This is a genomic window from Amycolatopsis sp. NBC_01307 (genome assembly GCF_035975215.1).
GTDB lineage: Bacteria > Actinomycetota > Actinomycetes > Mycobacteriales > Pseudonocardiaceae > Amycolatopsis.
Genome location: NZ_CP108403.1, coordinates 8,075,945 through 8,097,137 on the forward strand (window position 1 = coordinate 8,075,945; position 21,193 = coordinate 8,097,137).

21 protein-coding genes are annotated in these 21,193 nt (G+C 71.0%); 12 read left to right on the forward strand and 9 right to left on the reverse strand.

Annotation, left to right across the window (positions count from 1 at the left end; translation table 11 throughout):
• Window positions 1–59 precede the first annotated feature (59 nt).
• Together acs and OG439_RS35445 are read left to right on the forward strand one after the other, a co-directional pair.
• Complete coding sequence (gene acs, locus OG439_RS35440; RefSeq protein ID WP_326944975.1) at window positions 60–2,042, forward strand: acetate--CoA ligase; 1,983 nt, start codon at window positions 60–62, stop codon at window positions 2,040–2,042.
• 143 nt (window positions 2,043–2,185) lie between these two features.
• Window positions 2,186–2,701, forward strand: a complete 516-nt coding sequence (locus OG439_RS35445; RefSeq protein ID WP_326944976.1) for a DUF6319 family protein — start codon at window positions 2,186–2,188, stop codon at window positions 2,699–2,701.
• A gap of 505 nt (window positions 2,702–3,206) precedes the next feature.
• Here OG439_RS35445 and OG439_RS35450 read toward each other — a convergent pair.
• Window positions 3,207–3,548, reverse strand: a complete 342-nt coding sequence (locus OG439_RS35450) for a cupin domain-containing protein (RefSeq protein ID WP_326944977.1) — start codon at window positions 3,546–3,548, stop codon at window positions 3,207–3,209.
• 84 nt (window positions 3,549–3,632) lie between these two features.
• On the opposite strand from OG439_RS35450, the gene OG439_RS35455 reads away from it, so the two are divergent.
• Complete coding sequence (locus OG439_RS35455) at window positions 3,633–4,340, forward strand: VIT1/CCC1 transporter family protein (RefSeq protein WP_326944978.1); 708 nt, start codon at window positions 3,633–3,635, stop codon at window positions 4,338–4,340.
• Here OG439_RS35455 and OG439_RS35460 read toward each other — a convergent pair.
• The gene (locus tag OG439_RS35460; RefSeq protein ID WP_326944979.1) at window positions 4,337–5,794 is read right to left on the reverse strand and encodes a peptide MFS transporter; all 1,458 of its coding nucleotides are present in this window, start codon (window positions 5,792–5,794) and stop codon (window positions 4,337–4,339) included. The genes OG439_RS35455 and OG439_RS35460 overlap by 4 nt on opposite strands.
• 185 nt (window positions 5,795–5,979) lie before the next feature.
• Between OG439_RS35460 and nhaA the strand changes: the two genes are divergently transcribed.
• From nhaA to OG439_RS35475, 3 genes are read left to right on the forward strand one after another with little or no spacing between them, the layout of a single operon-like run.
• Window positions 5,980–7,158 (forward strand): Na+/H+ antiporter NhaA, encoded by a 1,179-nt coding sequence (gene nhaA, locus OG439_RS35465; RefSeq protein ID WP_326944980.1) that lies wholly within the window; start codon window positions 5,980–5,982, stop codon window positions 7,156–7,158.
• A 59-nt stretch (window positions 7,159–7,217) separates the two neighbouring features.
• Window positions 7,218–7,712, forward strand: a complete 495-nt coding sequence (locus OG439_RS35470) for a phage holin family protein (protein ID WP_326944981.1) — start codon at window positions 7,218–7,220, stop codon at window positions 7,710–7,712.
• 5 nt (window positions 7,713–7,717) lie between these two features.
• Window positions 7,718–8,647 (forward strand): alpha/beta fold hydrolase, encoded by a 930-nt coding sequence (locus tag OG439_RS35475; RefSeq protein WP_326944982.1) that lies wholly within the window; start codon window positions 7,718–7,720, stop codon window positions 8,645–8,647.
• Here the strand turns inward: OG439_RS35475 and OG439_RS35480 are convergent.
• Window positions 8,634–9,728, reverse strand: coding sequence for an FAD-dependent monooxygenase (locus tag OG439_RS35480; RefSeq protein ID WP_326944983.1), 1,095 nt, complete (start codon window positions 9,726–9,728; stop codon window positions 8,634–8,636). The genes OG439_RS35475 and OG439_RS35480 overlap by 14 nt on opposite strands.
• A gap of 109 nt (window positions 9,729–9,837) precedes the next feature.
• Between OG439_RS35480 and OG439_RS35485 the strand changes: the two genes are divergently transcribed.
• A complete protein-coding gene (locus OG439_RS35485; protein ID WP_326944984.1) occupies window positions 9,838–10,728 on the forward strand; it encodes a GntR family transcriptional regulator in 891 nt (296 codons plus the stop codon).
• A gap of 49 nt (window positions 10,729–10,777) precedes the next feature.
• On the opposite strand, the gene OG439_RS35490 is transcribed toward OG439_RS35485, so the two are convergent.
• From OG439_RS35490 to nth, 4 genes are read right to left on the reverse strand one after another with little or no spacing between them, the layout of a single operon-like run.
• On the reverse strand, window positions 10,778–11,962 hold the full coding sequence (locus tag OG439_RS35490; protein WP_326944985.1) for a MarP family serine protease: 1,185 nt from the start codon (window positions 11,960–11,962) through the stop codon (window positions 10,778–10,780).
• Between the two features lie 4 nt (window positions 11,963–11,966).
• A complete protein-coding gene (locus OG439_RS35495; protein WP_326944986.1) occupies window positions 11,967–12,725 on the reverse strand; it encodes an NUDIX hydrolase in 759 nt (252 codons plus the stop codon).
• The gene (locus tag OG439_RS35500; protein WP_326944987.1) at window positions 12,722–13,321 is read right to left on the reverse strand and encodes a TlpA family protein disulfide reductase; all 600 of its coding nucleotides are present in this window, start codon (window positions 13,319–13,321) and stop codon (window positions 12,722–12,724) included. Before OG439_RS35500 ends, OG439_RS35495 begins: the two co-directional genes overlap by 4 nt.
• Entirely contained in the window at window positions 13,318–14,001 is a 684-nt protein-coding gene (nth, locus tag OG439_RS35505; RefSeq protein WP_326951698.1) for an endonuclease III, read from the reverse strand. Before nth ends, OG439_RS35500 begins: the two co-directional genes overlap by 4 nt.
• Before the next feature lie 238 nt (window positions 14,002–14,239).
• Between nth and OG439_RS35510 the strand changes: the two genes are divergently transcribed.
• The 3 genes from OG439_RS35510 to OG439_RS35520 all read left to right on the forward strand — a co-directional run bounded on the left by OG439_RS35510 (window position 14,240) and on the right by OG439_RS35520 (window position 17,029).
• The gene (locus OG439_RS35510; protein WP_247058866.1) at window positions 14,240–14,491 is read left to right on the forward strand and encodes a hypothetical protein; all 252 of its coding nucleotides are present in this window, start codon (window positions 14,240–14,242) and stop codon (window positions 14,489–14,491) included.
• Window positions 14,492–14,638: 147 nt separating this feature from the next.
• Window positions 14,639–15,313, forward strand: coding sequence for a Crp/Fnr family transcriptional regulator (locus OG439_RS35515; protein WP_003081747.1), 675 nt, complete (start codon window positions 14,639–14,641; stop codon window positions 15,311–15,313).
• A gap of 450 nt (window positions 15,314–15,763) precedes the next feature.
• Complete coding sequence (locus OG439_RS35520) at window positions 15,764–17,029, forward strand: MFS transporter (RefSeq protein ID WP_326944988.1); 1,266 nt, start codon at window positions 15,764–15,766, stop codon at window positions 17,027–17,029.
• Window positions 17,030–17,038: 9 nt separating this feature from the next.
• Here OG439_RS35520 and OG439_RS35525 read toward each other — a convergent pair whose 3' ends face one another.
• On the reverse strand, window positions 17,039–18,484 hold the full coding sequence (locus OG439_RS35525) for an MFS transporter (protein ID WP_326944989.1): 1,446 nt from the start codon (window positions 18,482–18,484) through the stop codon (window positions 17,039–17,041).
• A 50-nt stretch (window positions 18,485–18,534) separates the two neighbouring features.
• Here OG439_RS35525 and OG439_RS35530 point away from each other — a divergent pair, with 50 nt between their 5' ends.
• Window positions 18,535–19,140, forward strand: coding sequence for a TetR/AcrR family transcriptional regulator (locus tag OG439_RS35530; RefSeq protein WP_326944990.1), 606 nt, complete (start codon window positions 18,535–18,537; stop codon window positions 19,138–19,140).
• A gap of 9 nt (window positions 19,141–19,149) precedes the next feature.
• The gene (locus tag OG439_RS35535) at window positions 19,150–20,214 is read left to right on the forward strand and encodes a DNA polymerase III subunit beta (protein WP_326944991.1); all 1,065 of its coding nucleotides are present in this window, start codon (window positions 19,150–19,152) and stop codon (window positions 20,212–20,214) included.
• Window position 20,215: 1 nt separating this feature from the next.
• Here the strand turns inward: OG439_RS35535 and OG439_RS35540 are convergent, their stop codons facing one another.
• Window positions 20,216–21,175, reverse strand: coding sequence for an Lrp/AsnC family transcriptional regulator (locus OG439_RS35540; RefSeq protein ID WP_326944992.1), 960 nt, complete (start codon window positions 21,173–21,175; stop codon window positions 20,216–20,218).
• Window positions 21,176–21,193 lie beyond the last annotated feature (18 nt).

Below are 21,193 nucleotides of genomic sequence, written 5' to 3' on the forward strand. Positions count from 1 at the left end.
ACTAACGTCGCTAGCGTGCCGCTAGCCGGTGATCGGCGCACTACAGGAGGCCTTGCAACATGACCGAGCAGTCCCCAGCCCTGGACAACCTGCTCACCGAGAGCCGTACTTTCCCGCCCAGTGACGATTTCGCTGCTCAGGCCAACGCGCAGGCCGAGCTCTACGCCGAGGCGGACGCCGATCGCGAGGCCTTCTGGGCGAAGCAGGCGGAGCGGCTGACGTGGGACACGAAGTGGACCACGGTACTGGACTGGACCAATGCGCCCTTCGCGAAGTGGTTCGTCGGCGGCAAGCTGAACGTCGCGTACAACTGCGTCGACCGGCACGTCGAGTCCGGCCACGGCGAGCAGGTCGCGATCCACTGGGTCGGCGAGCCGGGTGACACCCGGGACATCACCTACGCCGAGCTGAAGACCGAGGTCTCCCGGGCCGCCAACGCCCTCCTGTCCCTCGGCGTCACCGCCGGCGACGTCGTGGCGATCCAGCTGCAGATGATCCCCGAGGCCATCTTCGCGATGCTCGCGTGCGCCCGGATCGGCGCGCTGCACAGCGTCGTCTTCGGCGGCTTCTCCCCGACCGCGCTGCGCGCCCGCGTCGACGACGCCGCCGCGAAGATCGTGATCACCTCCGACGGCCAGTTCCGCCGCGGCAAGGCCGCGCCGATGAAGGCCAACGTCGACGAAGCGCTCGAAGGCGCCGACAGCGTCGAGAAGGTCATCGTCGTGCAGCGCACCGGCGAGCAGCTCGAGGGCGACGTCCCGTGGACCGACGGCCGCGACCTCTGGTGGCACGAGCTCGTCGGCGGACAGTCCGAAGAGCACACTCCCGAGGCGTTCGACAGCGAGCACCCGCTGTTCATCCTCTACACCTCCGGCACCACCGGGAAGCCGAAGGGCATCCTGCACACCTCCGGCGGCTACCTGACGCAGACGGCGTACACGCACCACAACGTCTTCGACCACAAGGCCGGCGAAGACGTCTACTGGTGCACCGCGGACATCGGCTGGATCACCGGCCACAGCTACATCGTCTACGGCCCGCTCGCGAACCGCGTCACGCAGGTCGTCTACGAAGGCACGCCGAACACCCCGCACGAGGGCCGGCACTGGGAGATCATCCAGAAGCACAAGGTCTCCATCTACTACACCGCGCCGACGCTGATCCGCACGTTCATGAAGTGGGGTGCGGAAATCCCGGAGAAGTACGACCTGTCGTCGCTGCGGGTGCTGGGCTCGGTCGGCGAGCCGATCAACCCCGAGGCGTGGATCTGGTACCGCGAGAACATCGGCGCGGGCAAGGCGCCGATCGTCGACACGTGGTGGCAGACCGAAACCGGCGCGATCATGATCTCGCCGCTGCCGGGCGTCACCTCGACCAAGCCGGGCTCGGCGCAGAAGGCGCTGCCGGGCATCTCGGCGAAGGTCGTCGACGACCAGGCGTCCGAGGTTCCCCACGGCGGCGGTGGCTACCTGGTGCTCGACGAGCCGTGGCCGTCGATGCTGCGCGGCATCTGGGGCGACAACGAGCGCTACGAGGAGACGTACTGGTCCCGGTTCAAGGAGCAGGGCTTCTACTTCGCCGGTGACGGCGCGAAGTACGACAACGACGGCGACATCTGGCTGCTCGGCCGCGTCGACGACGTCATGAACGTGTCCGGCCACCGCATCTCGACGACCGAGGTCGAGTCGGCGCTCGTCTCGCACCCGACGGTCGCCGAGGCGGCGGTCGTCGGCGCGACCGACCCGACGACCGGGCAGGGCATCGTCGCGTTCGTCATCCTGCGCGGCAACGCCGTCGACGGTGGCGAGGAGGCCATCCAGGCGCTGCGCAACCACGTCGCGAAGGAGATCGGGCCGATCGCGAAGCCGCGGCAGATCATGGTCGTGCCGGAGCTGCCGAAGACGCGCTCGGGCAAGATCATGCGCCGCCTCCTGCGCGACGTCGCGGAGAACCGGCAGGTCGGCGACGTCACCACGCTGGCCGACTCGACGGTGATGGATCTGATCTCGTCGGGCCTGCAGACGGGCAAGTCCGAGGAGTGAGCTAGCGTCTTGCGTGTCAGAGCCCTTCCGGCTTCGCGCCGGGAGGGCTCTTTCATGAACCCCCCGAGCGGCACACTTCGAACGCATGTTCTACACTGTGCCGCGAACCACACCCCCTTCCCGGGCAAGGAGACGACACGACGATGACCGTGGATGTCCTGACGCACGACGAGGAAACGGCTTCGGCGACCCCTGAGGCGCCCGCCGTTGCCACTGACGAGGCGACGACCGTCACCGAGTCCGCGTCCACCTCTTCGGAGGGCGCTGCTTCTTCGGAGGCTGCCGCTCCTTCGGAGGACTCTGCTTCCGCTGAGCCCGCCGCCGAAGAGGCACCGAAGCCGAAGCGAGGCCGCCCGAAGGGTGCGGCGACCGCGTCGACGGCGAAGAAGACCCGCACGGTCGAGCTGATCCTGACCGTCACCGGCACCGCCGATGGCGAGTGGCAGGCCGAGCTGAAGAACGGCTCGAAGTGGGTCGCGAAGGGTCTGGAGATCCCCGCCGCCGCGGTGTCGCGCGCGGCGAAGGAACTGCACGCCGACCTGTCCGGCCCGATCGACGAGGTGATCAACCAGGCCCGCGAGGCGCAGGCCGCGAAGGTCGCCGCGCTGGAGGCCGAGCTCGAGAAGGCCAAGCAGGCCCTCGCCGAGCTGGACGCCTGAGTTTCAGCTTTCTCTCCAGGAAGCGCCCGGTTCCGCATTGGCGGGGCCGGGCCTTTCCGCCTTCCGGGCCCTTCCGCGGCTTTGCGGCGGCCGCGACGCCCGAAGGGCGCCCCCCACCCTTCCCTTGGGGGGCGTCCCCTGTTCCAGTCTACCGGCCCCCACCTGCGAAAACGGCCGCTCAGCGATCTGTGGACAACTTGCGCGACTGTGGATGGACGTTTGCGTGGCCGCTGGAATTCCGGTATCGGCAGACACTTGAAACGGTGGCCGACGAGTCAGCTCGCGCACCGAGACGGTCTGCTGACGTAACTGCGCGGTCGGGCTCGTGCACCTGGACGGTCGGCTCACGCACCCGAGGGGTCGGCTCGCGTACCTGGAGGGTCGGCTCGCGCACCGAGACAGTCGGCTCGCGTGACTGGACAGTCGACACGCGTGATTAGAGGGTCGACTCGCGTGATCAGGGGGTCGACACGGGGGTCGACACGGGAGCTGGGGCAGCGGGGGGTCAGGCGATCGGGGGGCGGGCCGGCAGTGGGGACTTGAACTCCACCCACATCGCGTCCGTCAGGGCCTCCACCTGGTGCGAAACCCCGCGAGGGTGCACCGCCGAATCTCCCGGCTCCAGGATCGACTCCACCCCGTCCACCACGCCCCGCAGGCGACCCGACAGGACGTACACGATCGAGTCGTGGTCGTGCGAATGAGCAGGTGAGGACACCCCGGCCGGGTAGTGGATCAAGTACGCCAGCCCCGAGTCCGCGCTCTCCAGCAGCCGGAACCGGCCCTCGCCGCCCTGGAGCGGCAGGCCCTCGACCGTGAGCAGGGGCTGCCACACTTGCTCGTCCATGCCCCCATCATGACCGAAGGTCCCGCTGAGCGAGAAGTCCACTGAGGACTCTCTCAGGAACGTCTTTCGTGTTTCACTTGCCGGGTGATCGAAACGCATCCCCACGAGCCGCACGAAGGTGTCGGTGGGAAGCTGAACTGGCTGCGGGCCGGGGTTCTCGGGGCGAACGACGGGATCGTGTCCGTCGCGGGCATCGTCGTCGGGGTGGCCGGGGCGACCGCCGAACGCACCACGATCCTCACCGCCGGGATCGCCGGGCTGGTCGCCGGGGCCTTCTCCATGGCCGGCGGCGAGTACGTCTCGGTGAGCACCCAGCGCGACACCGAGCAGGCCCTGATCCGGCTGGAAAAACAAGAACTCACGACCATGCCGGAGGCCGAGGAGCACGAGCTCGCCGACATCTACCGGCAGAAGGGCCTCTCGCCCGAGCTGGCGCGGCAGGTCGCCCGGGAACTGACCGAAAAGGACGCGCTGCAGGCGCACGCGGAAGCCGAGCTCGGCATCGACCCGGGCAACCTGACCAGCCCGTGGCAGGCGGCGTGGGCGTCGCTGATCGCGTTCTCCGTCGGCGCGCTGCTGCCGCTGCTGGCCATCGCCTGGACCGGCGTCTCGCTGCGGGTGTGGGCGTGCGCGGCCGCGGTCGTCGTCGGCCTCACGCTGACCGGGTGGGTCAGCGCGAGGCTCGGCGACGCGCACGTGGGGCGCGCGATCCTCCGCAACGTCGGCGTCGGCGCCCTCACCATGGTGGTGACCTACTTCGTCGGGGTGCTGTTCGGCGTCACGATCGGTTAGTGCACGCCCTTCATCATCCGGCGGATGAACGGCGACGCCGCGAACAGCAGGACGCCGATGACGATGGCGACGCCGCCGACCGTGCCGAAGTACGCGCCTTCGTGCTCGGGTGAGTAGAACTCGGCGAGCTTGCCAGACATCGCCGTGCCGAACGAGATCGACAGGAAGTTCAGCGCCACCATCTGGGTGCGGAAGGCGTTCGGCGCCAGCTTCGTGGCCAGCGCCAGCCCGACCGGGGACAGGCCCAGCTCGCCCAGGGTGAACACGGCCAGCACGCCGACCATCGCGATCAGCGGCGTGCCGTTCTGGCCGGTGCCGGTGAACGGCAGGAACAGCAGGAACGCGACGCCCATGATGATCGTGCTGATGACGAACTTGATCGGCGACGACGGCTGCCGCGTCCCCAGTTTCGTCCACAGCAGCGCGAACAGCGGCGAGAACAGGATGACGAACACCGGGCCGACCGAGCCGACCCACGGGATCGGCATCTCCCAGCCGAAGATCCGCCGGTCGAGGCGGGTGTCGGCGTAGGTCGCGAGCACCGTGAAGATCTGCTGGTACAACGAGAAGAACGCGGCGCTGGCGATGAACATCGGGATGAACGAGTACACCCGGCTGCGCTCGTCGGCGTCGATCTTGCGGCTCGAGAGGATCACCGCGAAGTAGACGATCGAGATCCCGCCGACCGCCCAGAGCACGACGTCGGCGAGGTTGTCCGCCCGGACGACACCGGTGAGCAGCAGCACGACGATCAGCGCGAGGACGACGACCACGCCGGCGACGACCAGCAGGCGGTTCGACGACGGCAGCGGGTTCGGCACCTCGTTCGCCTTGTCCGGCAGGTTGCGCCGGCCCAGCGTGTACTGGACCAGGCCCAGCGCCATGCCGATCGCGGCCAGGCCGAAGCCGAAGTGGAAGCCCGCCTGGTCCCAGACCAGGCCGGTGAGGATCTGCCCGACGAACGCGCCGAGGTTGATGCCCATGTAGAAGATCGTGAAGCCGGCGTCACGGCGTTCGTCGTCCGGCGCGTAGAGCGTGCCGACGATGCCGGTGGCGTTCGCCTTGAGCCCGCCGCTGCCGATCGCGACGCAGGCGAGGCCGACGCCGAGGCCCGCGACGCCCGGGATCACGGCCAGGCTGATGTGGCCGACCATGATCAGCACGGCGCTGAAGAACAACGTCCGTTCGGAGCCGAGCAGCCGGTCCGCGACCCACGACCCGAGCACGGTCGCGAGGTAGACCAGGCCGCCGTACGCGCCGACGATGCCGAGCGCCGGCGCCTTGGGCAGCGCGAGCCCGCCCTGGTCGATCGCGTAGTACAGGTAGAACGGCAGGATGCCGAGCATCCCGTAGTAGGAGAAGCGCTCCCACATCTCGACGCCGAAGAGGTTCGCCAGCCCTCGTGGGTGCCCGAAGAACCTCTTGTCCTGCTGGACCTCGGTGGAGGTGCTCACAACTGAGTCATCCTTTGTCTGGACTTCGTTGTCCGTTCGCATGTTATGAGGCCACCGTGTGACCCACCACCGGCACAAGGTGTGGTCCCCGCCATAACGGTCGGTGACGAACGGCATTAAAATACCGTCAAGGTGCGCCGGGAAGTCTGGTCGGCAACAGTGATCAGCGACCCCAGGAGCCGCCCGTGTCCCGCCCGTTGAGCGAATTCGCGCGTTACCTGCGCACCGAGACCACCGGCGGGATGATCCTGCTCGGCGCGACGGCGCTCGCCCTGGTCTGGGCCAACTCCCCGCTGCGCGAGAGCTACCACGTGCTGCGCGAGTTCCGGCTCGGCCCGGAGCTGCTCCACCTGAACCTCACCATCGGCGACTGGGCGAAGGACGGCCTGCTCGCGATCTTCTTCTTCGTCGCCGGGCTGGAGCTCAAGCGCGAGCTCGTCATCGGCGAGCTGTCGCGGTTCAAGCAGGCCGTGCTGCCGATCGTCGCCGCGATCGGCGGGATGATCGTGCCCGCGCTGGTCGCGCTGAGCGTCGGCTGGGGGACGCCGGGGATTGACCGGGCGTGGGCGATCCCGGTCGCGACGGACATCGCGTTCGCGCTCGGCGTCCTCGCGCTGACGGCGTCGAACCTGCCCTCGAGCGCGCGGGTGTTCCTGCTGTCGCTGGCCGTGGTGGACGACCTCGGCGCGATCATCGTCATCGCCGTGCTCTTCACGACCGGCTTCGACCTGGTCGCGGTGGCCGTCGCCGTCGTGGCCCTGGCGCTCTACGCCTTCCTGCAGCACAAGCGCGTCCGGACGGCGTGGATCTACGTCCCGCTCGCGCTCGTCACCTGGGTCGCGGTGCACTCCGCGGGCATCCACGCGACGATCGCCGGCGTCGCGCTGGGCCTGCTCACCCGCGTCCGGGCCGACGACGGCGAGGCCGAGGCGCCGGCGTTGCGGCTGGAGCACCGGCTGCAGCCGTGGTCGGCGGCCGTCGCCGTGCCGCTCTTCGCGCTGTTCGCGGCCGGGATCTCGGTCAGCGGCGACTCGCTCGGCAAGGTGTTCACGACGGCGTTGCCGCTCGCGGTGCTCGCCGGGCTGCTCGGCGGCAAGGTCGTCGGGATCTTCGGCGCGAGCTTCCTGGCGGTGAAGCTGAAGCTCGCCGAGAAGCCGCGCGGCATGGGCTGGCGCGACATCGGCGCGTTGTCGCTGCTCGGCGGCGTGGGCTTCACGGTCAGCCTGCTGATCGCCGACCTCGCGCTGCCCGCGGAGGCGAGCGAACTGGCCAAGGCGGCGGTGCTGATCGCGTCCGGGATCGCGTCCCTGCTGGCCGCGGTGATGCTTCTGCGGCGGAGCAAGGTCCACGCCGAGATGGATTGATCCTCGACACTCGGACAGTCCGCCGCGCCCGCTCCACGACGTCATGGCACGATGACCCGGTGAGCAGCCCCAAACACGAACGCACCGGCCCCGACGGCGTGGGGGCCGTGCCTTACCTCCCGCTGTCCTCCGACACCGACGTCCCCGGCGACCAGTCCCTCGGCCGCCTGGTCGGCGACGCGACCCAGCACATCTCCACCCTGGTCAGGGCCGAGATGGAACTGGCGAAGTCCGAGCTGGTCGGCGAGGTGAAGAAGGGCCTCAAGGGCGCCGTCTACTTCCTGATCGCGCTGACGGTCTTCCTGTACAGCACGTTCTTCCTGTTCTTCTTCGCGGCCGAAGGCCTGGCGGAGTGGGTGCGCTACCGCTGGATCGCGTTCGGCATCGTGTTCTTCCTGATGCTGCTGGTCGCGGGTGTGGCCGGGTTCCTCGGCTACCGCAAGGTGAAGAAGTTCAAGGCACCGGAGCGGACCATCGCCAGCGTCAAGGAGACCGCCGCCGCGCTCAAGCCGCAGAAGGCGCCCGAAGCCGACTTGACCACCACGCGCGACTGAGTTCGTTGCACCCGTCCCCCGATCCGTCGATCGTCCGCATCGACGGATCGTGGGCGCACCGCGACGTCTCCGCCAACGGCATCCGGCTGCACATCGCCGAGCTCGGCGAGGGTCCCGTCGTGGTGCTGCTGCACGGGTTCGCCGAGTTCTGGTGGACCTGGCACCACCAGCTGCAGGCCCTCGCCGACGCCGGGTACCGCGCGGTCGCCGTCGACCTGCGCGGGTACGGCGACTCGGACAAGCCGCCACGGGGTTACGACGCGTGGACGCTCGCCGGGGACATCGGCGGGCTCGTCAAGTCGCTCGGCGCCCGGCGCGCGCACCTCGTCGGACACGCGTGGGGCGGCATGCTCGCCTGGACGGTCGCCGCGCTGCACCCCCGGCTCGTGTCGTCGGTGACGGCCATCGGCGGCGCCCACCCGCTCGCGCTGCGGTCGTCGATCGCCCGCACGCTCTGGCGTGGCCAGGGCCGCGCGGCCGGGCACCTCTTCCGCTTCCAGATGCCGATGGCGCCCGAGAAGTGGCTGACCCGCGAAGACGCCCAAGCCGTCGAGGACCTCTTCGACGCGTGGGCCGGCGATTCCTGGCGGTCCACTTCGGACTTCGCCGAGAGCACGGCGGCGTTCCGGCAGGCGATGCTCGTGCCGGGCGTCGCGCACAGCGCGCTGGAGTACTACCGCTGGGCGTTCCGCGCGCAGTTCCGCGGTGAGGGCCGCCGGTTCACCGACGCCGTCGGCCGCCGGATCGCCGCCCCGACGTTGCAGCTGCACGGCGCCGACGACACCTGCATCCTCCCCGAGACGGCGAGGTCGTCCGCGCGCTGGGCGGGCCCGCACGCCGAGCCGGAGTTCTGGCCGGGCGTCGGGCACTTCCCCCACCTCGAGGTGCCGGACCGCACGTCGGCGGCCCTGGTGGACTTCCTCAGCCGAGCGTGAGCGCGTTCTTGGCCCGCGCCAGCGACTCCTCCGAAGGTCCGCCGGTCGGGTTCTCCGTGGCCAGCGCCTGGTTGAGCGCGACGAACGGCCGCATCCGGCGCTCGTACGCGGCGAACGCGTCGGTGTGCTCGGCGCGGCCGAGCTCCTGCGCCAGGACGTACGCGCCGGCGAGCGCGAGACTCGTGCCCTGGCCGGACAGCGCCGACGCGCAGTACCCGGCGTCGCCGACCAGCGCGACCCGGCCCGCCGACCAGCGGTCCAGGTGGATCTGCGCCATCGCGTCGAAGTAGAACACCTCGGCTTCGGACATCGCGGCCAGCAGCTTCGGCATCTCCCAGCCGACGCCGGCCAGCTGCTCGGCGACCAGCCGCTTCTGCTCCGGGACGCTCATCGGGGGCAGCGGCGCCGAGCCGAACCCGAGCGTCACGCGCAGCTCGGTGTTGTCCCGCACCGGGTAGACCGCGCCGCCGGTCTCCTCGTGCCGGACCCACAGCTGCCAGTCCTCGAGGCCCAGGAAGTTCGGCGCCGGGAAGATCGCCAGGTACTGGCCGAGGTGCGTGCTGAAGCGCTCCTCCGGGCCGAAGGCCAGCCGCCGGACCGCCGAGTGCGGGCCGTCGGCGCCGACGACGAGGTCGAACGTCCGGAAGCCGCCGTGCTCGAACTCCACGCGCACGCCGTGCGCGCCCTCGGTCAACGCCGTGATCGAGTCGCCGAAGACGTACTCGACGCGGTCCGCGGTCGCCTCGTGCAGGATCGCGACGGCGTCGTCGCGCAGCAGCTCGAAGTCGGCGCTGTCGAGCCGGCCGCTGCTGTGGGTGAACTCCTCGGACCGGTACAGCTCCTGCCCGAAACCGTCCACCACGGACATCCCGCGCATCCGCGTCCGCTTCGCCCGCAGCCGCTCGCCCAGGCCCATCCGGTCGACGACGTCGAGCGCGACCCCGCGCACGTCGACCGCCTGGCCGCCGGTGCGCGGCCCGGCCGAGCGTTCCACGACGGTCACCGTCCAGCCGTCGCGCGCCAGGAACCAGGCCAGGGTGCCGCCGGCGACGCCCGCTCCCGAGATCAGTACGTTCCGCATGCTTCCTCCAGAGTTGTACGCTTGCCCGCATCACACTGGAGTCATCGCAGTTCAGAGACTAATTCTGTACTAGTACAGATAGCCATCTGTGCTAGGTCAGGGGGCAACCGTGAAGTACGTGGTCATCGCCGAGGAGCTACGCGACCGGATCGCGCGCGGCGACCTCCCGCCGGGCGCGCGGGTGCCCTCGACCCGGCGGCTCGCGGCCGATCACGGCGTCGCGATGGCGACCGCGGCGAAGGCACTCGCCCTGCTGAACCAGGAGGGGCTGGTGCGCGCGGAGCCGCGGTCCGGCACGGTCGTCGCCGGACGTGAGCACCGCGGTGGGCACCAGGGCCTGACGCGCGACCGGATCGTGCGCACGGCGATCGACATCGCCGACGCCGAAGGGCTCGGCGCGCTGTCCATGCGCGGGGTGGCGGCCCGGCTCGGCGTCGCGGCCATGGCGCCCTACCGGTACGTGCGCGGCAAGGACGAGCTGGTGCTGCTGATGGCCGACTCCGCGTACGGCGAGCGCGGCTACCCGGAAATCCCGCCGGCGGGCTGGCGCGAGCGGCTGACGCTGGCCGGCCGGACGCTCTGGTCGCTCCACCGGCGGCACCCGTGGCTGGCCCAGCTCACGCCGATCACCCGCCCGCTGCCGCTGCGCAACCTCGCGACGCACGCGGAATGGGCGCTTTCGGCGCTGGCCGAGCTGGACGACGACGCCGCCACCCTGTGCGACCTGCACGTGCTGTTCTTCAGCTACGTCCAGGGCATCGCGATCCACCTCGAACGCGAGCAGCACGCGCTCGCGGCGTCCGGGCTGTCCGAAGAGCAGTGGATCGACCACCAGGCGCCCGCGATGGCGGCGATGGTCAGCGGCCACCCGATCTTCACCCGGATGATGACCGAGCTGAGCACGAACGGCTACGACCTCGTCCTGGACGACCTCTTCGAGTCGGGCCTGCGCGCCCTGCTCGACGGCCTCGCCCTGCGCTACGGGGTCGTGAGTGGTTAGGGCGGTTCTAACCGCCCTGACCACTCACGACCGGCCGCGGCAGCAGGTGTCAGGCGGCGCAGGAACCGGTCGAGACTTCCGTCGTCTGCGTCGACGCCGCGTCGACCTCGCCGCGGACCTGCTCGGCCGTCAGCGTGAAGCCGGTTTCCGGGTCCTCCACGGCCGCGCCGAACACGACGCCGATGACCCGGCCGTCCGGCGTCACCATCGGGCCGCCGGAGTTGCCGCTGCGGATCTCCGCGCGGACCGTGAAGACGTCGCGCTGCACGGTGTTGGCCTCGTAGATGTCCGGGCCGCGCAGGTTGATCCGGCCGCGCACGCGGGCCGGCGTCGCGCGGTACGGGCCGTCGAGCGGGTAGCCGAGCACGACCGCGCTGTCACTCGCGCGGGCCGTCTCCGGCGCGAACTGCAGCGGCGGGGCGCTCAGCCGGGGCACGGCGAGCACGGCGATGTCGACCTCCGGGTCGAAGTAGACGACCCGCGCCGGGTAGTCGCCCTGCGTCGTCTCGATGCCGACGGTGTCGGTGCCGGCCACGACGTGCGCGTTGGTCATCACCCGCTGCGGTGAGATCACGAACCCGCTGCCTTCGAGGGACCGCGAGCAGGAGCTGGCCGTACCGCGGATCTTGACGACGCTGCCGTGCAGCTGCTGGACGATCCCGCTGCTCTGCAGGGCCGGGTCCGGCGGGGACGTGTCCGCCGTCGGCGCCTTCTCGAACGGGTCCACTATGGACGGGAAGCCGGACGCGTCGAGCAGCTTCCGCAGCTGGCTCGGGAAGCCCTGGGCGGCCGCCGGCATGGTGTCGTTGACCTTGCCGAGCACGACCGAGTTGTTGATCGCCTTGGCCAGCCCGGGCAGGCCGGACACGGTCGTCAGCGGCGTCGCGATCAGCCACGCGACCACGAACACGACCGCGGCCTGCACGACCGCGCCGAGGGTTTTGTCGATGCCGGAGAGCTTGTCCGGGTTGATCTTCTGCCGCAGCCGGCGGCCGACGTACACGCCGAGCGCCTCGCCGAAGGCGACCAGGAACACCACGGTCGCCACCGCGAACGCGACCTTCCACACCGGGTCGTCGAAGAACGCGACGACCACCGGCGCCAGCTTGATGCCGGTGATCGCGCCGAGCACGACCCCGACCAAGGACGGCAGCGCGATGATCACGCCCTGGTATGCACCGGACACCGCCGCCAGCACGGCGAGCAGGAGGACCAGCACATCGACCCAGTTCACGGTGTCACTCCTCCACTGCTTTCGGGGGCTCCGGGTGGCGGAGCCCCCGGCCCGGGGCGGAGCCCTGGTGAGACGCCGCTATCCGCGCCTGGTACACGGCCAGCGCCTCGTCGAGGTCCCGGACGTCGCCCGGGTCCCATTCGCGCTCCCAGCCTCCCAGGCCGAGCAACACGGACAGCAACCCGGCGGTGAACCCCCACACGAACAGGCCCGAGACCTCGAAGGCCGGGCCCTTCCACGGCGCGCCGGCCTTCTTGACCGTGAACCGGTTGGCCGGGTCGACCAGCTCGGCCACCGGGACGCGGGCCACCGACGCCGTCTCGCCGGGGTCGACGGCGTGCACCGGCGACGGCTCGGCCCAGTACGCCAGCACCGGCGTCACGGCGAACGCCGACACCGGGACGAACAGCTCCGGCAGGATCGCGACAGGCTGGATGCCCGCCGGGACGACCCCGGTCTCCTCCTCGGCCTCGCGCAGCGCCGTGCCGACCGGGCCGCCGTCGCCGTCCTCGGCGCCGCCGCCCGGGAAGGCGACCTGGCCGGCGTGCGAGCCGAGCGTGTCGGCGCGCCGCTGCAGCAGGACGTCCGGTTCGCCGTCGGCTTCGCTCTCGCCGAAGAGGATGAGCACCGCGGCGGACCGGGTGTAGGCGCCGTCGGGCGGGCTGAACCGGGTGAACGTCTTCGAGTCGACCTCACCGCTGACCTTGACCAGCGGCCGGAGCCACTCCGGAACCGACTCCGGCTCGACCAGCGGTCCGATCACGATGCCCCCTCGACAGCCACACGCACCTCGTCAGTGTTCCCGAAGGTCCGGGGATTCGCGATGAACCGCACCGCGCCCGCGGCGGTGACCAGGTACGACGCCGGCAACGACGCGGGCACCTTGAGCGCGGTCCGGACCGGCCCGCTCTGCCCGTCGCCGTCGAACACCGACGGTAGGTGCACGCCCAGCCGGGCCAGCAGGTTCAAGCCGTCCTCCGCCGGGCTCTGGACCTGGACGCCGAGGACGCGCACCGCGCCCGGCTGCTTCGCGTAGTCCTGGAGCACGGGCAGCTCCGTCTTGCACGGCTGGCACCACGACGCCCACACGTTGACCAGCACCGGAGCGCCGGCCAGCGCGCGTCCGACGTCGACGCTCGCGCCGTCACCGAGGCAGTCGGCGCGGACGCCGTCGAGCTGCTTCACGGGCGCGGCCGGGCTCGCCGGCGGGCACGGCTGCAGCGCCGCCGCCGACCGCGCGGGCGCGAGGCCGGCCGACGGCGTCGCCGCGGTGTCCGCGCCCCCGCGCGGCAGCAGCGCGACGATCAGCGCCACCACCAGCACGGCGACGGCCAGCGCCCATTTGGTGACGGTCGTCACCGGGGCGCCGCCAGGGCCAGGATGTGGTCCCGTTCGACGCCCTTGACCAGCTTCGCGGCTTCCTCGAACCCGGTCGGGCCGGTGCCGTAGGACGGGCAGTCCCGGGCCAGCGGGCAGGCGCCGCAGGCCGGTTTCTTGGCGTGGCAGACGCGGCGGCCGTGGAAGATCACCCGGTGGGACAGCATCGTCCACTCCTTGCGGGGGATCAGCTCGCCGATCACGTGCTCGACCTTGACCGGGTCCTCCTCCGCCGTCCAGCCCCAGCGCCGGACCAGCCGGCCGAAGTGGGTGTCGACGGTGATCCCCGGCACGTCGAAGGCGTTCCCGAGCACGACGTTGGCGGTCTTGCGGCCGACGCCGGGCAGGGTGACGAGGTCGGCGAGCTTGGCGGGCACCTCGCCGCCGAAGCGTTCGACCAGCGCCGCGCCGAGCCCCATCACGGAGTTCGCCTTGGCCCGGTAGAAACCGGTCGAACGCAGGTATTCCTCCAGTTCAGGACGGTCGGCGCCGGCGTAGTCGGCGGCGGTCCGGTAGCGCTTGAACAGCGCGGGCGTGACGAGGTTCACCCGGACGTCGGTGGTCTGGGCGGACAACACGACCGCGACCAGCAGTTCCAGTGGTGTGGTGAAGTCGAGCTCGCAGTGGGCGTCCGGATACACGTCGTCGAGGCAACGCTTCATCCGCCTGGCGCGTCTCACCAGAGCTAACCGGCTTTCACCAGCGCCCTCACGGGGGGCGTTCGTGGTGGCAGGTGGCACCCCGATAGCCTACGGGCGCCGTCGGACGGGCCGGGCACAGCACCGGTGGACGACCGACACGCCAGAGCACCACCTCGGCGCAGTTTCCGGCCGCCATGAGCGAGGATCTGGAGTAGATGCTTTTCACTGAGTGTTTCCGGCTGTGTTCAGGAGTCCGGCCATGACCGTCTGGTTCGTCATCCTGGTCCCCCTGGTGATCATGTTCTTCGCCCTGTTCATGGAGCGGGTGGAGAGCCGGTTGAAGCACGTCGCGGTGCAGGAGAACGAGGTCGAAGAGTTCCTCGAGCAGGCGCAGCCCAACGAGGTCCGGGCGCTCTACGGGCACGGCATCGGCCGCGCGCTGGAGCTGTTCCGGCTGCGTAGGCTGGGCGGACGGGCAGCCAGGCAACGCGCGCGGCGCGTGCGGAGTTAGGCTCCACGTTCGGACGAGATCGTTTGCCGGGCCGCGCGCCCGGCGGGCGATCTCGGCTGTACGCCCTAGACTGACGCGCAAGTGACTGGCGTCACGCTCTGCGACCGACGCCGAGCGTGATCGTTTCTCGACGAGGAGGCACCCGAGGTGGATGAAACCCTGGCCCGTGCGGGCATTTTCCAGGGTGTGGAGCCGGCAGCGGCGGAGGCGCTGGCCCAGACCTTGGAATCCGTGGAGTTCCCCCGCGGCCATGTCATCTTCAACGAGGGTGAACCCGGCGACAAGCTGTACATCATCCAGTCCGGCAAGGTGAAGATCGGCCGCAAGTCCCCGGACGGCCGCGAGAACCTGCTGGGCATCTTCGGCCCGTCCGACATGTTCGGCGAGCTGTCGATCTTCGACCCCGGCCCCCGGACGTCGAGCGCGACCACGGTCACCGAGGTCCGCGCGGTCACGATGGACCGCCCGGCGCTGCGGCAGTGGATCTCGACCCGTCCGGAGATAGCGGAACAGCTGCTGCGCGTCGTCGCGCGCCGCCTGCGCCGGACGAACAACATGGTCGCGGAACTGATCTTCACCGACGTCCCGGGCCGCGTGGCGCGCGCGCTGCTGCAGCTCGCGCAGCGGTTCGGCAGCCAGGAGGCCGGCCTGCTGCGGGTCACGCACGACCTGACGCAGGAAGAGATCGCCCAGTACGTCGGCGCGTCCCGTGAGACCGTGAACAAGGCCCTGGCCGACTTCGCGCACCGCGGCTGGCTGCGGCTGGAAGGCAAGAGCGTCCTGATCCTGGACCCGGAGCGCCTGGCCCGCCGCGCCCGTTGATCCTGTTCCACGCACGAAGAAGGCCTCCTGACCTGCGGGTCAGGAGGCCTTCTTCATAGCTCAGCGCAAAACCACAGTGCTTGCCCAAAACAAAGAGCCGGGCGCCACCCCCGACGTGGCGCACCGGCTCTTCGTTTGTCGCGCGGACCATCCCCCGACGATCCGCGCTCCCCGCCCTCCGGGCCAGGCCCCGACCCATATGCCGGAGGGAGCTGGGTTATCTGTTGCTGTTGTTCAACCATCACGGCCCATACCCACTAATTCAAGGCCATTCACTCTCAAGGACGCGGTCGGCGCCGTTTCGTTGCAGGAGACCACACAGAATGTCGTGAGTGTTACCTGATCGAGACTTCGCGCTTCGGCACCAAGATCCACCACCAGTCTGCCGGTGACCCACCTGACCGTCAAATAACTGGTACCGACGTACCACTCTGCGGCATACTGGTACGCGTGTCCCAGTCTGCCTCGAACCACGAAAGCCGGACGTCCCTCGCCGACTACCGCACCGCGCTGACGACCCGCGCGGCCCGGCGGCCCGCCGTCGCGTCCGTGCTCGCCCGCCTGCCGATCGCGATGATCGGCATCTCGGCCCTGCTCTACGTCCAGCGTGAAACCGGTTCCTTCGCCGCCGCCGGGCTCGTCTCGGCCGGTTCACTCGCCGGTGTCTCCGTGGGCGCGGTGATCCAGGGCCGGCTGATCGACCGGTTCGGGCCGACGCGGCCGCTGCTCACCGTCGCGGTCCTCCTGATGCTGTTGATGAGCGCGCTCGTCACGGCGATCGAGTCGCACGCGCCGACCGCCGTGCTGGTCGCGCTGGGCGCGGCCACCGGGCTGTCGGAGCCGATGGTCGGGTCGGCGTCACGTGCTCTGTGGACGCGTCTCCTGCCGCCGGGCGGCGCGCGCAACGCGGCGTTCTCGTACGAGGCGATCAGCATGGAGGTCTTCTTCATCCTGGGCCCGGGCGTGGCCGGGCTGCTGGTCATGGCGCCGTGGGCGGGCACCGGCCTGGTGCTGGGCGTCGCCCTGCAGTTCACCGGCGCGGTGCTGTTCGCGCTGAGCCCGGCCGTCCGCGCGTGGGGCCCGGCCGCCGCTTCGCGCGGCTCGCTGCTGGGCGCGCTGTCGAGCCCCGGCATGCGGACGCTCGCCGTGGCCGCGCTCGGCTTCGGCATCGTGATCGGCTTCGTCGAGGTCGCTGTCCCGGCGTCGGCCACCGAAGCCGGGCACGCGTCGGTCGGCGGCCTGCTGCTGTCGGCGTGGTCGCTGAGCTCGGTGGCGTTCGGCGTCGTGTACAGCCTGTCACCGTGGCCGCGCCGGCTGGGCGTGCGGCTGCCGGTGCTGCTGGGCGGGTTCGGCGCACTGGTGGCGCTGCTCGCGTGGCCGTCGTCGCTGTGGGGCCTGGCGCTGGCGATGCTGGTCGCCGGGGCGCTGATCACCCCGCAGTCGACGGCCCACTCGGCGGCGATCGAGGTGGTAGCACCCGAGGGCACGGCCGCGGAGGCGTTCGGCTGGGTCCTGACGGCGGTGACGCTGGGGCTGGCCATGGGCCAGTCGGTGAGCGGTTACGTAGTCGAGCACGCGGGCCCGAGCACGGCATTCCTGGTGGCGAGCGTCGCCGGCGTGGTGCTGGCCGGGGTCGTCTGGCTGCTGCGCGGCACGGTCCGCTCCGTCCGACCGGCGGCAGTCGAGCCGACCGAACTGGTGAGCGTGGACCACTGAGGCAGTTCGTCAGGTCGTGGCGTCGGCCGCTAAGCCGCGCCGTGACCTGACGAAACCCCAGCCGACCAGCGCTGCGGCGGCCGCCGTGAGCACCAAGGCCGCGATCATGACCGCCGTCTCGAACTGTGACGTCTGCTGGGCGCTCCAGTTCGACGTGGCGATGCTGCCGGTGAACAGCGCCGCCAAGATGGTGCCCGCCGCGGCGATGCCCGCGCCCGTGGTGACTTCCGACGCGGTGTCGATGAGGGCCGCGCCGATCGTCGTGCGGTTCTCGGGCAGGCCGCGGAGGACGTTGACCCCCGCGACGACGCCGACCACGCGCAGCCCGGCGGCCACGAGTGCCAGCGCCAGCGCGACCCAGACGTAGCCGAGCCGGCCGAGCAGCGCGTAGAACGCGAGCCCGAGCACGACCGCCGCGGCGCTGAGCCACGCGGCCCGCTCGAGGCCGACCTTCCGCACGAACGGGCTGACGAACGCGCCGCCCGCGACGAGGACGACCACCTGCGGCAGCAGCCCGAGGGCCGCGAGCGCGGGCGGCCACCCCCAGTCGAGCTGCAGCTGCAGCGTCACCAGGTACCCGAGGCCGGCGGTCGCCAGCCCGGCCGCGGACTTGAACGCCAGGCCGCTCGACACCAGCGGGCGGGCGACGAGCTTCAGGTCGAGCAGCGGGTACCGGGTCGAGCGCTCGCGGCGGACGAACGAGATCGCCCCCGCGACGGCCGCGGCGGTGACCGTCCACGGCGCCCACGATCCGGTGCCTTCGTTCACGAACAGGGTGGGCGCGACGAGCGCGAGTACGATCGTCGCCGTGCCCAGCACCGCTCCGAGGACGTCCAATGGGTCGCGGTGGAGGTCAGCGGGGTCGTCCGCGGCGATGCCGGCCCGCACGCCGATGATCGCGAGCGCGGCGATCGGCACGTTCACCAGGAGCAGGACCTGCCACGGCGCGATCGCGAGCACGAGACCACCCGCGGTCGGGCCGATCGCGAGGCCGACCAGGCCCACGGTCGAGATGAGCGTCGTCGCCCGGACGCGCAGGTCGTCCGCCTCGAACAGCCGGAAGGCCAGCGCCATCGAGCCCGGCGTCGTCATCGCGGCCGCGATCCCCATCAGCACCCGGACGGCGATCAGCTGTTCGGCGTTGCCGACGAACGCCGTCGCCAGGCTCGCGAGGCCGAGCAGGACCAGCCCGGTGAGCATGATCCGCCGCCGGCCGAACCGGTCGGCGAGCGCGCCGAACGCCAGCATCAGCCCGCCGAAGACGACCGAGTACGCGCCGGTCACCCACTGCAGGGACGTCGTCGACGCGTGCAGTTCGCGGCCGATCGTCGGCAGCGCGACGTTCAGGATCGAGTTGTCCAGCATCTCGAAGAGGAAGACCGCGGACAGCCCCGCCAGGGCCACCCAGGCTTCCCGCAACGATCGTGGCGAGCGGGCTGTCAGTTCGGTGTGCATGCCACTAGGTTAAGCGACTAAGTTTAGTTACACAAGAGAGTGAGGTCCGGATGCCCAGGACGAGTGAACGCGGCGGGCCGCAGACGCGCGCGAAGATCGCGGAGGTCGCGGCTCGGCTGTTCCTCGAGCGCGGGTACGACAAGGTCACGGTCGCCGAGGTCGCGAAGGAGGCCGGCGTCTCGAGCGTGACGGTCTTCAACCACTTCCCGCGCAAGGAGGACCTCTTCCTGGACCGCGCGGACGACGCCGTCGAGGTCCTGCGCGCGGCGGTGCGCGACCGCGCCCCGGACGTCGACGTGCTGACGTCCCTGCGCAACGCGGCTTTCCGGCTCTTCGACGACCGTCACCCGCTTTCCGGCGTCAACGACCACTCGATCCCGTTCTTCCGGACCGTCGCGGGTTCGCCCGCGCTGATCGCGCGCGCCCGGGAGATCGCCGCCGAACTCCAGGGCGTCCTGGTCGAGGAACTCGGCGCCGACGGGACGTTGCTCGCCGCCTTCTTCATCGCCGGATACGCCGCGGTGCTGACGGAGACCGCTTCCCGGCTCGTCGCGGGAGAATCGCCGGATGCCGTGGTGGACGACCACCGCGTCCGGCTGGAGCGGCTGTTCGACGCCCTCCGCGACGGCGTCGTTTTTGTCGGTGGTCGCCGCTAGCTTGCGGGGATGGACGTCACCGCGCCTGCTCACCGCCTCTCGGCGGCCGTCTCCGCCGCGTCCCGCCTGCTGCCCGCGCGCGCCGCGCTGCGGCTGCGGGCGGACGCGTCCGGGCTGACGGTCGCGGGCAGCGACCCGGATCTCGCCGTCCGGTTCGACTGCCCGGCGACCACCCACACCGACGGCGAGGTGGCCGTGCCCGCGGCCCCGCTGGCCGAGACGCTGAAGATGCTGGGCGCGGCGCCGGTGCGCCTGGTCGTCGAAGGCAGCCGGCTGGCGTTGCGCCTGGAGCAAGCCCGGTTCGCGTTGCCGTTGCTGGCTTCCGCGGCCGCGTCTCCGGCTTTTGCCGCACCCCAAGTGTCCGAAGTGGACGGACCGGCGTTCGCGTCGGCGTTGCGGATCGTCGCCGGCACGGCGGCCAAGGACGACCCGCTGCCGTTGTTCACCGGCGTCCGCGTCCAGGCCGCCGACGGCCGGCTGACGCTGACGGCGTCGGACCGCTACCGGATGGCGGTCGCCCGGCTGCCGCTGCGGTCGCCGGGGTCCCTCGACGTCCTGGTACCCGCGGCCCTGCTGACGGAGGCGGCGCGGCAGGCGCGGGGCGTGGTCGGACTCCACACGGGACCGGGCCGGTTCGGCTTGAGCTGGGCGGGCGGCTTGGTGGGCACAGCGGTCCTGGACGCGGGTTTCCTGTCGGAGGAAGCAATCCCCTCGGGCGCGGTCGACACCAGGGTGACACTGGAGTCGGACGCCCTGGCGGCAGCGGTCCGCCGGGTCGGGGTGTACGCGGAGGACCGCCGGGTGCTGACCCTGGAGGTCGGCGACGCACAGGTCCGCCTGGCGAGCGCGCGCCTGGACGCCGGCGAGGCGGAGGAGACCCTGAAGGCGGACGTCAGTGGTGGCCGGACGTCACCGTCGTTCCAGGCCCGGTACCTGCTGGACGCGTTGAGCGCGTTCGCCGGGGAGCGGGTGGAACTGTCGATCCAGCCGGGCATGAGGGCGTGCATCCTCCGGGCTGTGGACGCTGGGGAGGTGGAGCTGACGTACTACCTGATGCCGATGCTGCCCCGCTGACTCACGGATCCAGCGTGCCGAAGCGTTTCAGGGTGCGGACCATCGGGGCCGTCTCCACCTGCTGGACTCCGGACAGTCCGCCCAGGTCGTCGGCCAGGTACTCGTACAGGGCCGCGTCGTCGCGGCAGCCTACGTTCGCCACCAGGTTCGAGGGGCCCGTCGTGGCCGCCGCGAAGGCGACCTGCGGATGCTGTGCCAGTGCGCAGCCCGTCGACGACAGGGCCGAGGGGGCCACCGTGAGCCAAAGGGTCGCCGTCAGGGGGTAGCCGAGGCGGGCTGCGTCTATCTCGACGTCGAAGTACAGCGCTCCCGCGTCTCGCAGGTGCTCCAGGCGGCGGGTTGTCGACTCCGAGCGGCCCGCGGCCGCGGAGAGTGTCGACATGTCGGCGCGGCCGTCGTGGGCCAAGGCTGCCAGCAGGGCCGGGTCCTCCGGCTCCGGGCGGTAGGCGACCTCGGCAGGGGGACGGCGTAGCGACAGAACAGCCGACTCCGGCAGCGCACTCGATCGGCCTGGCCAGCCCGCCGGGCCGCCCGCGAAACGGCGTAGCAGGCGGTACGCCGTCATCGAGACCACTCTCGGTGTTCGCGGGAGCTGGCCCAGGAGCAGGCCGTCCGCTTCCTCGCGTTGCGGGGCGCGGATGAAGCACACGATCTCCGTCCCGCCGGACATCAGGCTCACCCACTGTGTGTCCGCGCGCCGGGCCAGGGCGGTCGCGATCGGGGCCGCCGCGTCCGGGACGCACCTCAAGCGCACCAGCCAGTGGACCTGGCCCAGCGGCGCCGCCTCCGGGACGCCGACCACGCGCAGCACTCCGGACGAGCGCAGCTTGCGGTAGCGGCGCGCGATCGTCTGGTCCGAGACGCCGAGCACCTCGGCGATCGTGCTGAACGACGCGCGCCCGTCCAGCTGGAGCGCGTGCGCGAGCCGGCGGTCCAGGTCGTCCAGCAAGTCGGAATTCATCAAATCAGCCTAGAGAAC

Coding starts and splice junctions, on each gene's coding strand:
- OG439_RS35445 (WP_326944976.1), top strand. CDS start 2,186: ATGACCGTGGATGTCCTGACGCACGACGAGGAAACGGCTTCGGCGACC.
- OG439_RS35450 (WP_326944977.1), bottom strand. CDS start 3,548: ATGGACGAGCAAGTGTGGCAGCCCCTGCTCACGGTCGAGGGCCTGCCG.
- OG439_RS35525 (WP_326944989.1), bottom strand. CDS start 18,484: ATGCACACCGAACTGACAGCCCGCTCGCCACGATCGTTGCGGGAAGCC.
- OG439_RS35530 (WP_326944990.1), top strand. CDS start 18,535: ATGCCCAGGACGAGTGAACGCGGCGGGCCGCAGACGCGCGCGAAGATC.
- OG439_RS35480 (WP_326944983.1), bottom strand. CDS start 9,728: ATGCGGAACGTACTGATCTCGGGAGCGGGCGTCGCCGGCGGCACCCTG.
- acs (WP_326944975.1), top strand. CDS start 60: ATGACCGAGCAGTCCCCAGCCCTGGACAACCTGCTCACCGAGAGCCGT.
- nth (WP_326951698.1), bottom strand. CDS start 14,001: ATGAAGCGTTGCCTCGACGACGTGTATCCGGACGCCCACTGCGAGCTC.
- OG439_RS35510 (WP_247058866.1), top strand. CDS start 14,240: ATGACCGTCTGGTTCGTCATCCTGGTCCCCCTGGTGATCATGTTCTTC.
- OG439_RS35535 (WP_326944991.1), top strand. CDS start 19,150: ATGGACGTCACCGCGCCTGCTCACCGCCTCTCGGCGGCCGTCTCCGCC.
- OG439_RS35540 (WP_326944992.1), bottom strand. CDS start 21,175: ATGAATTCCGACTTGCTGGACGACCTGGACCGCCGGCTCGCGCACGCG.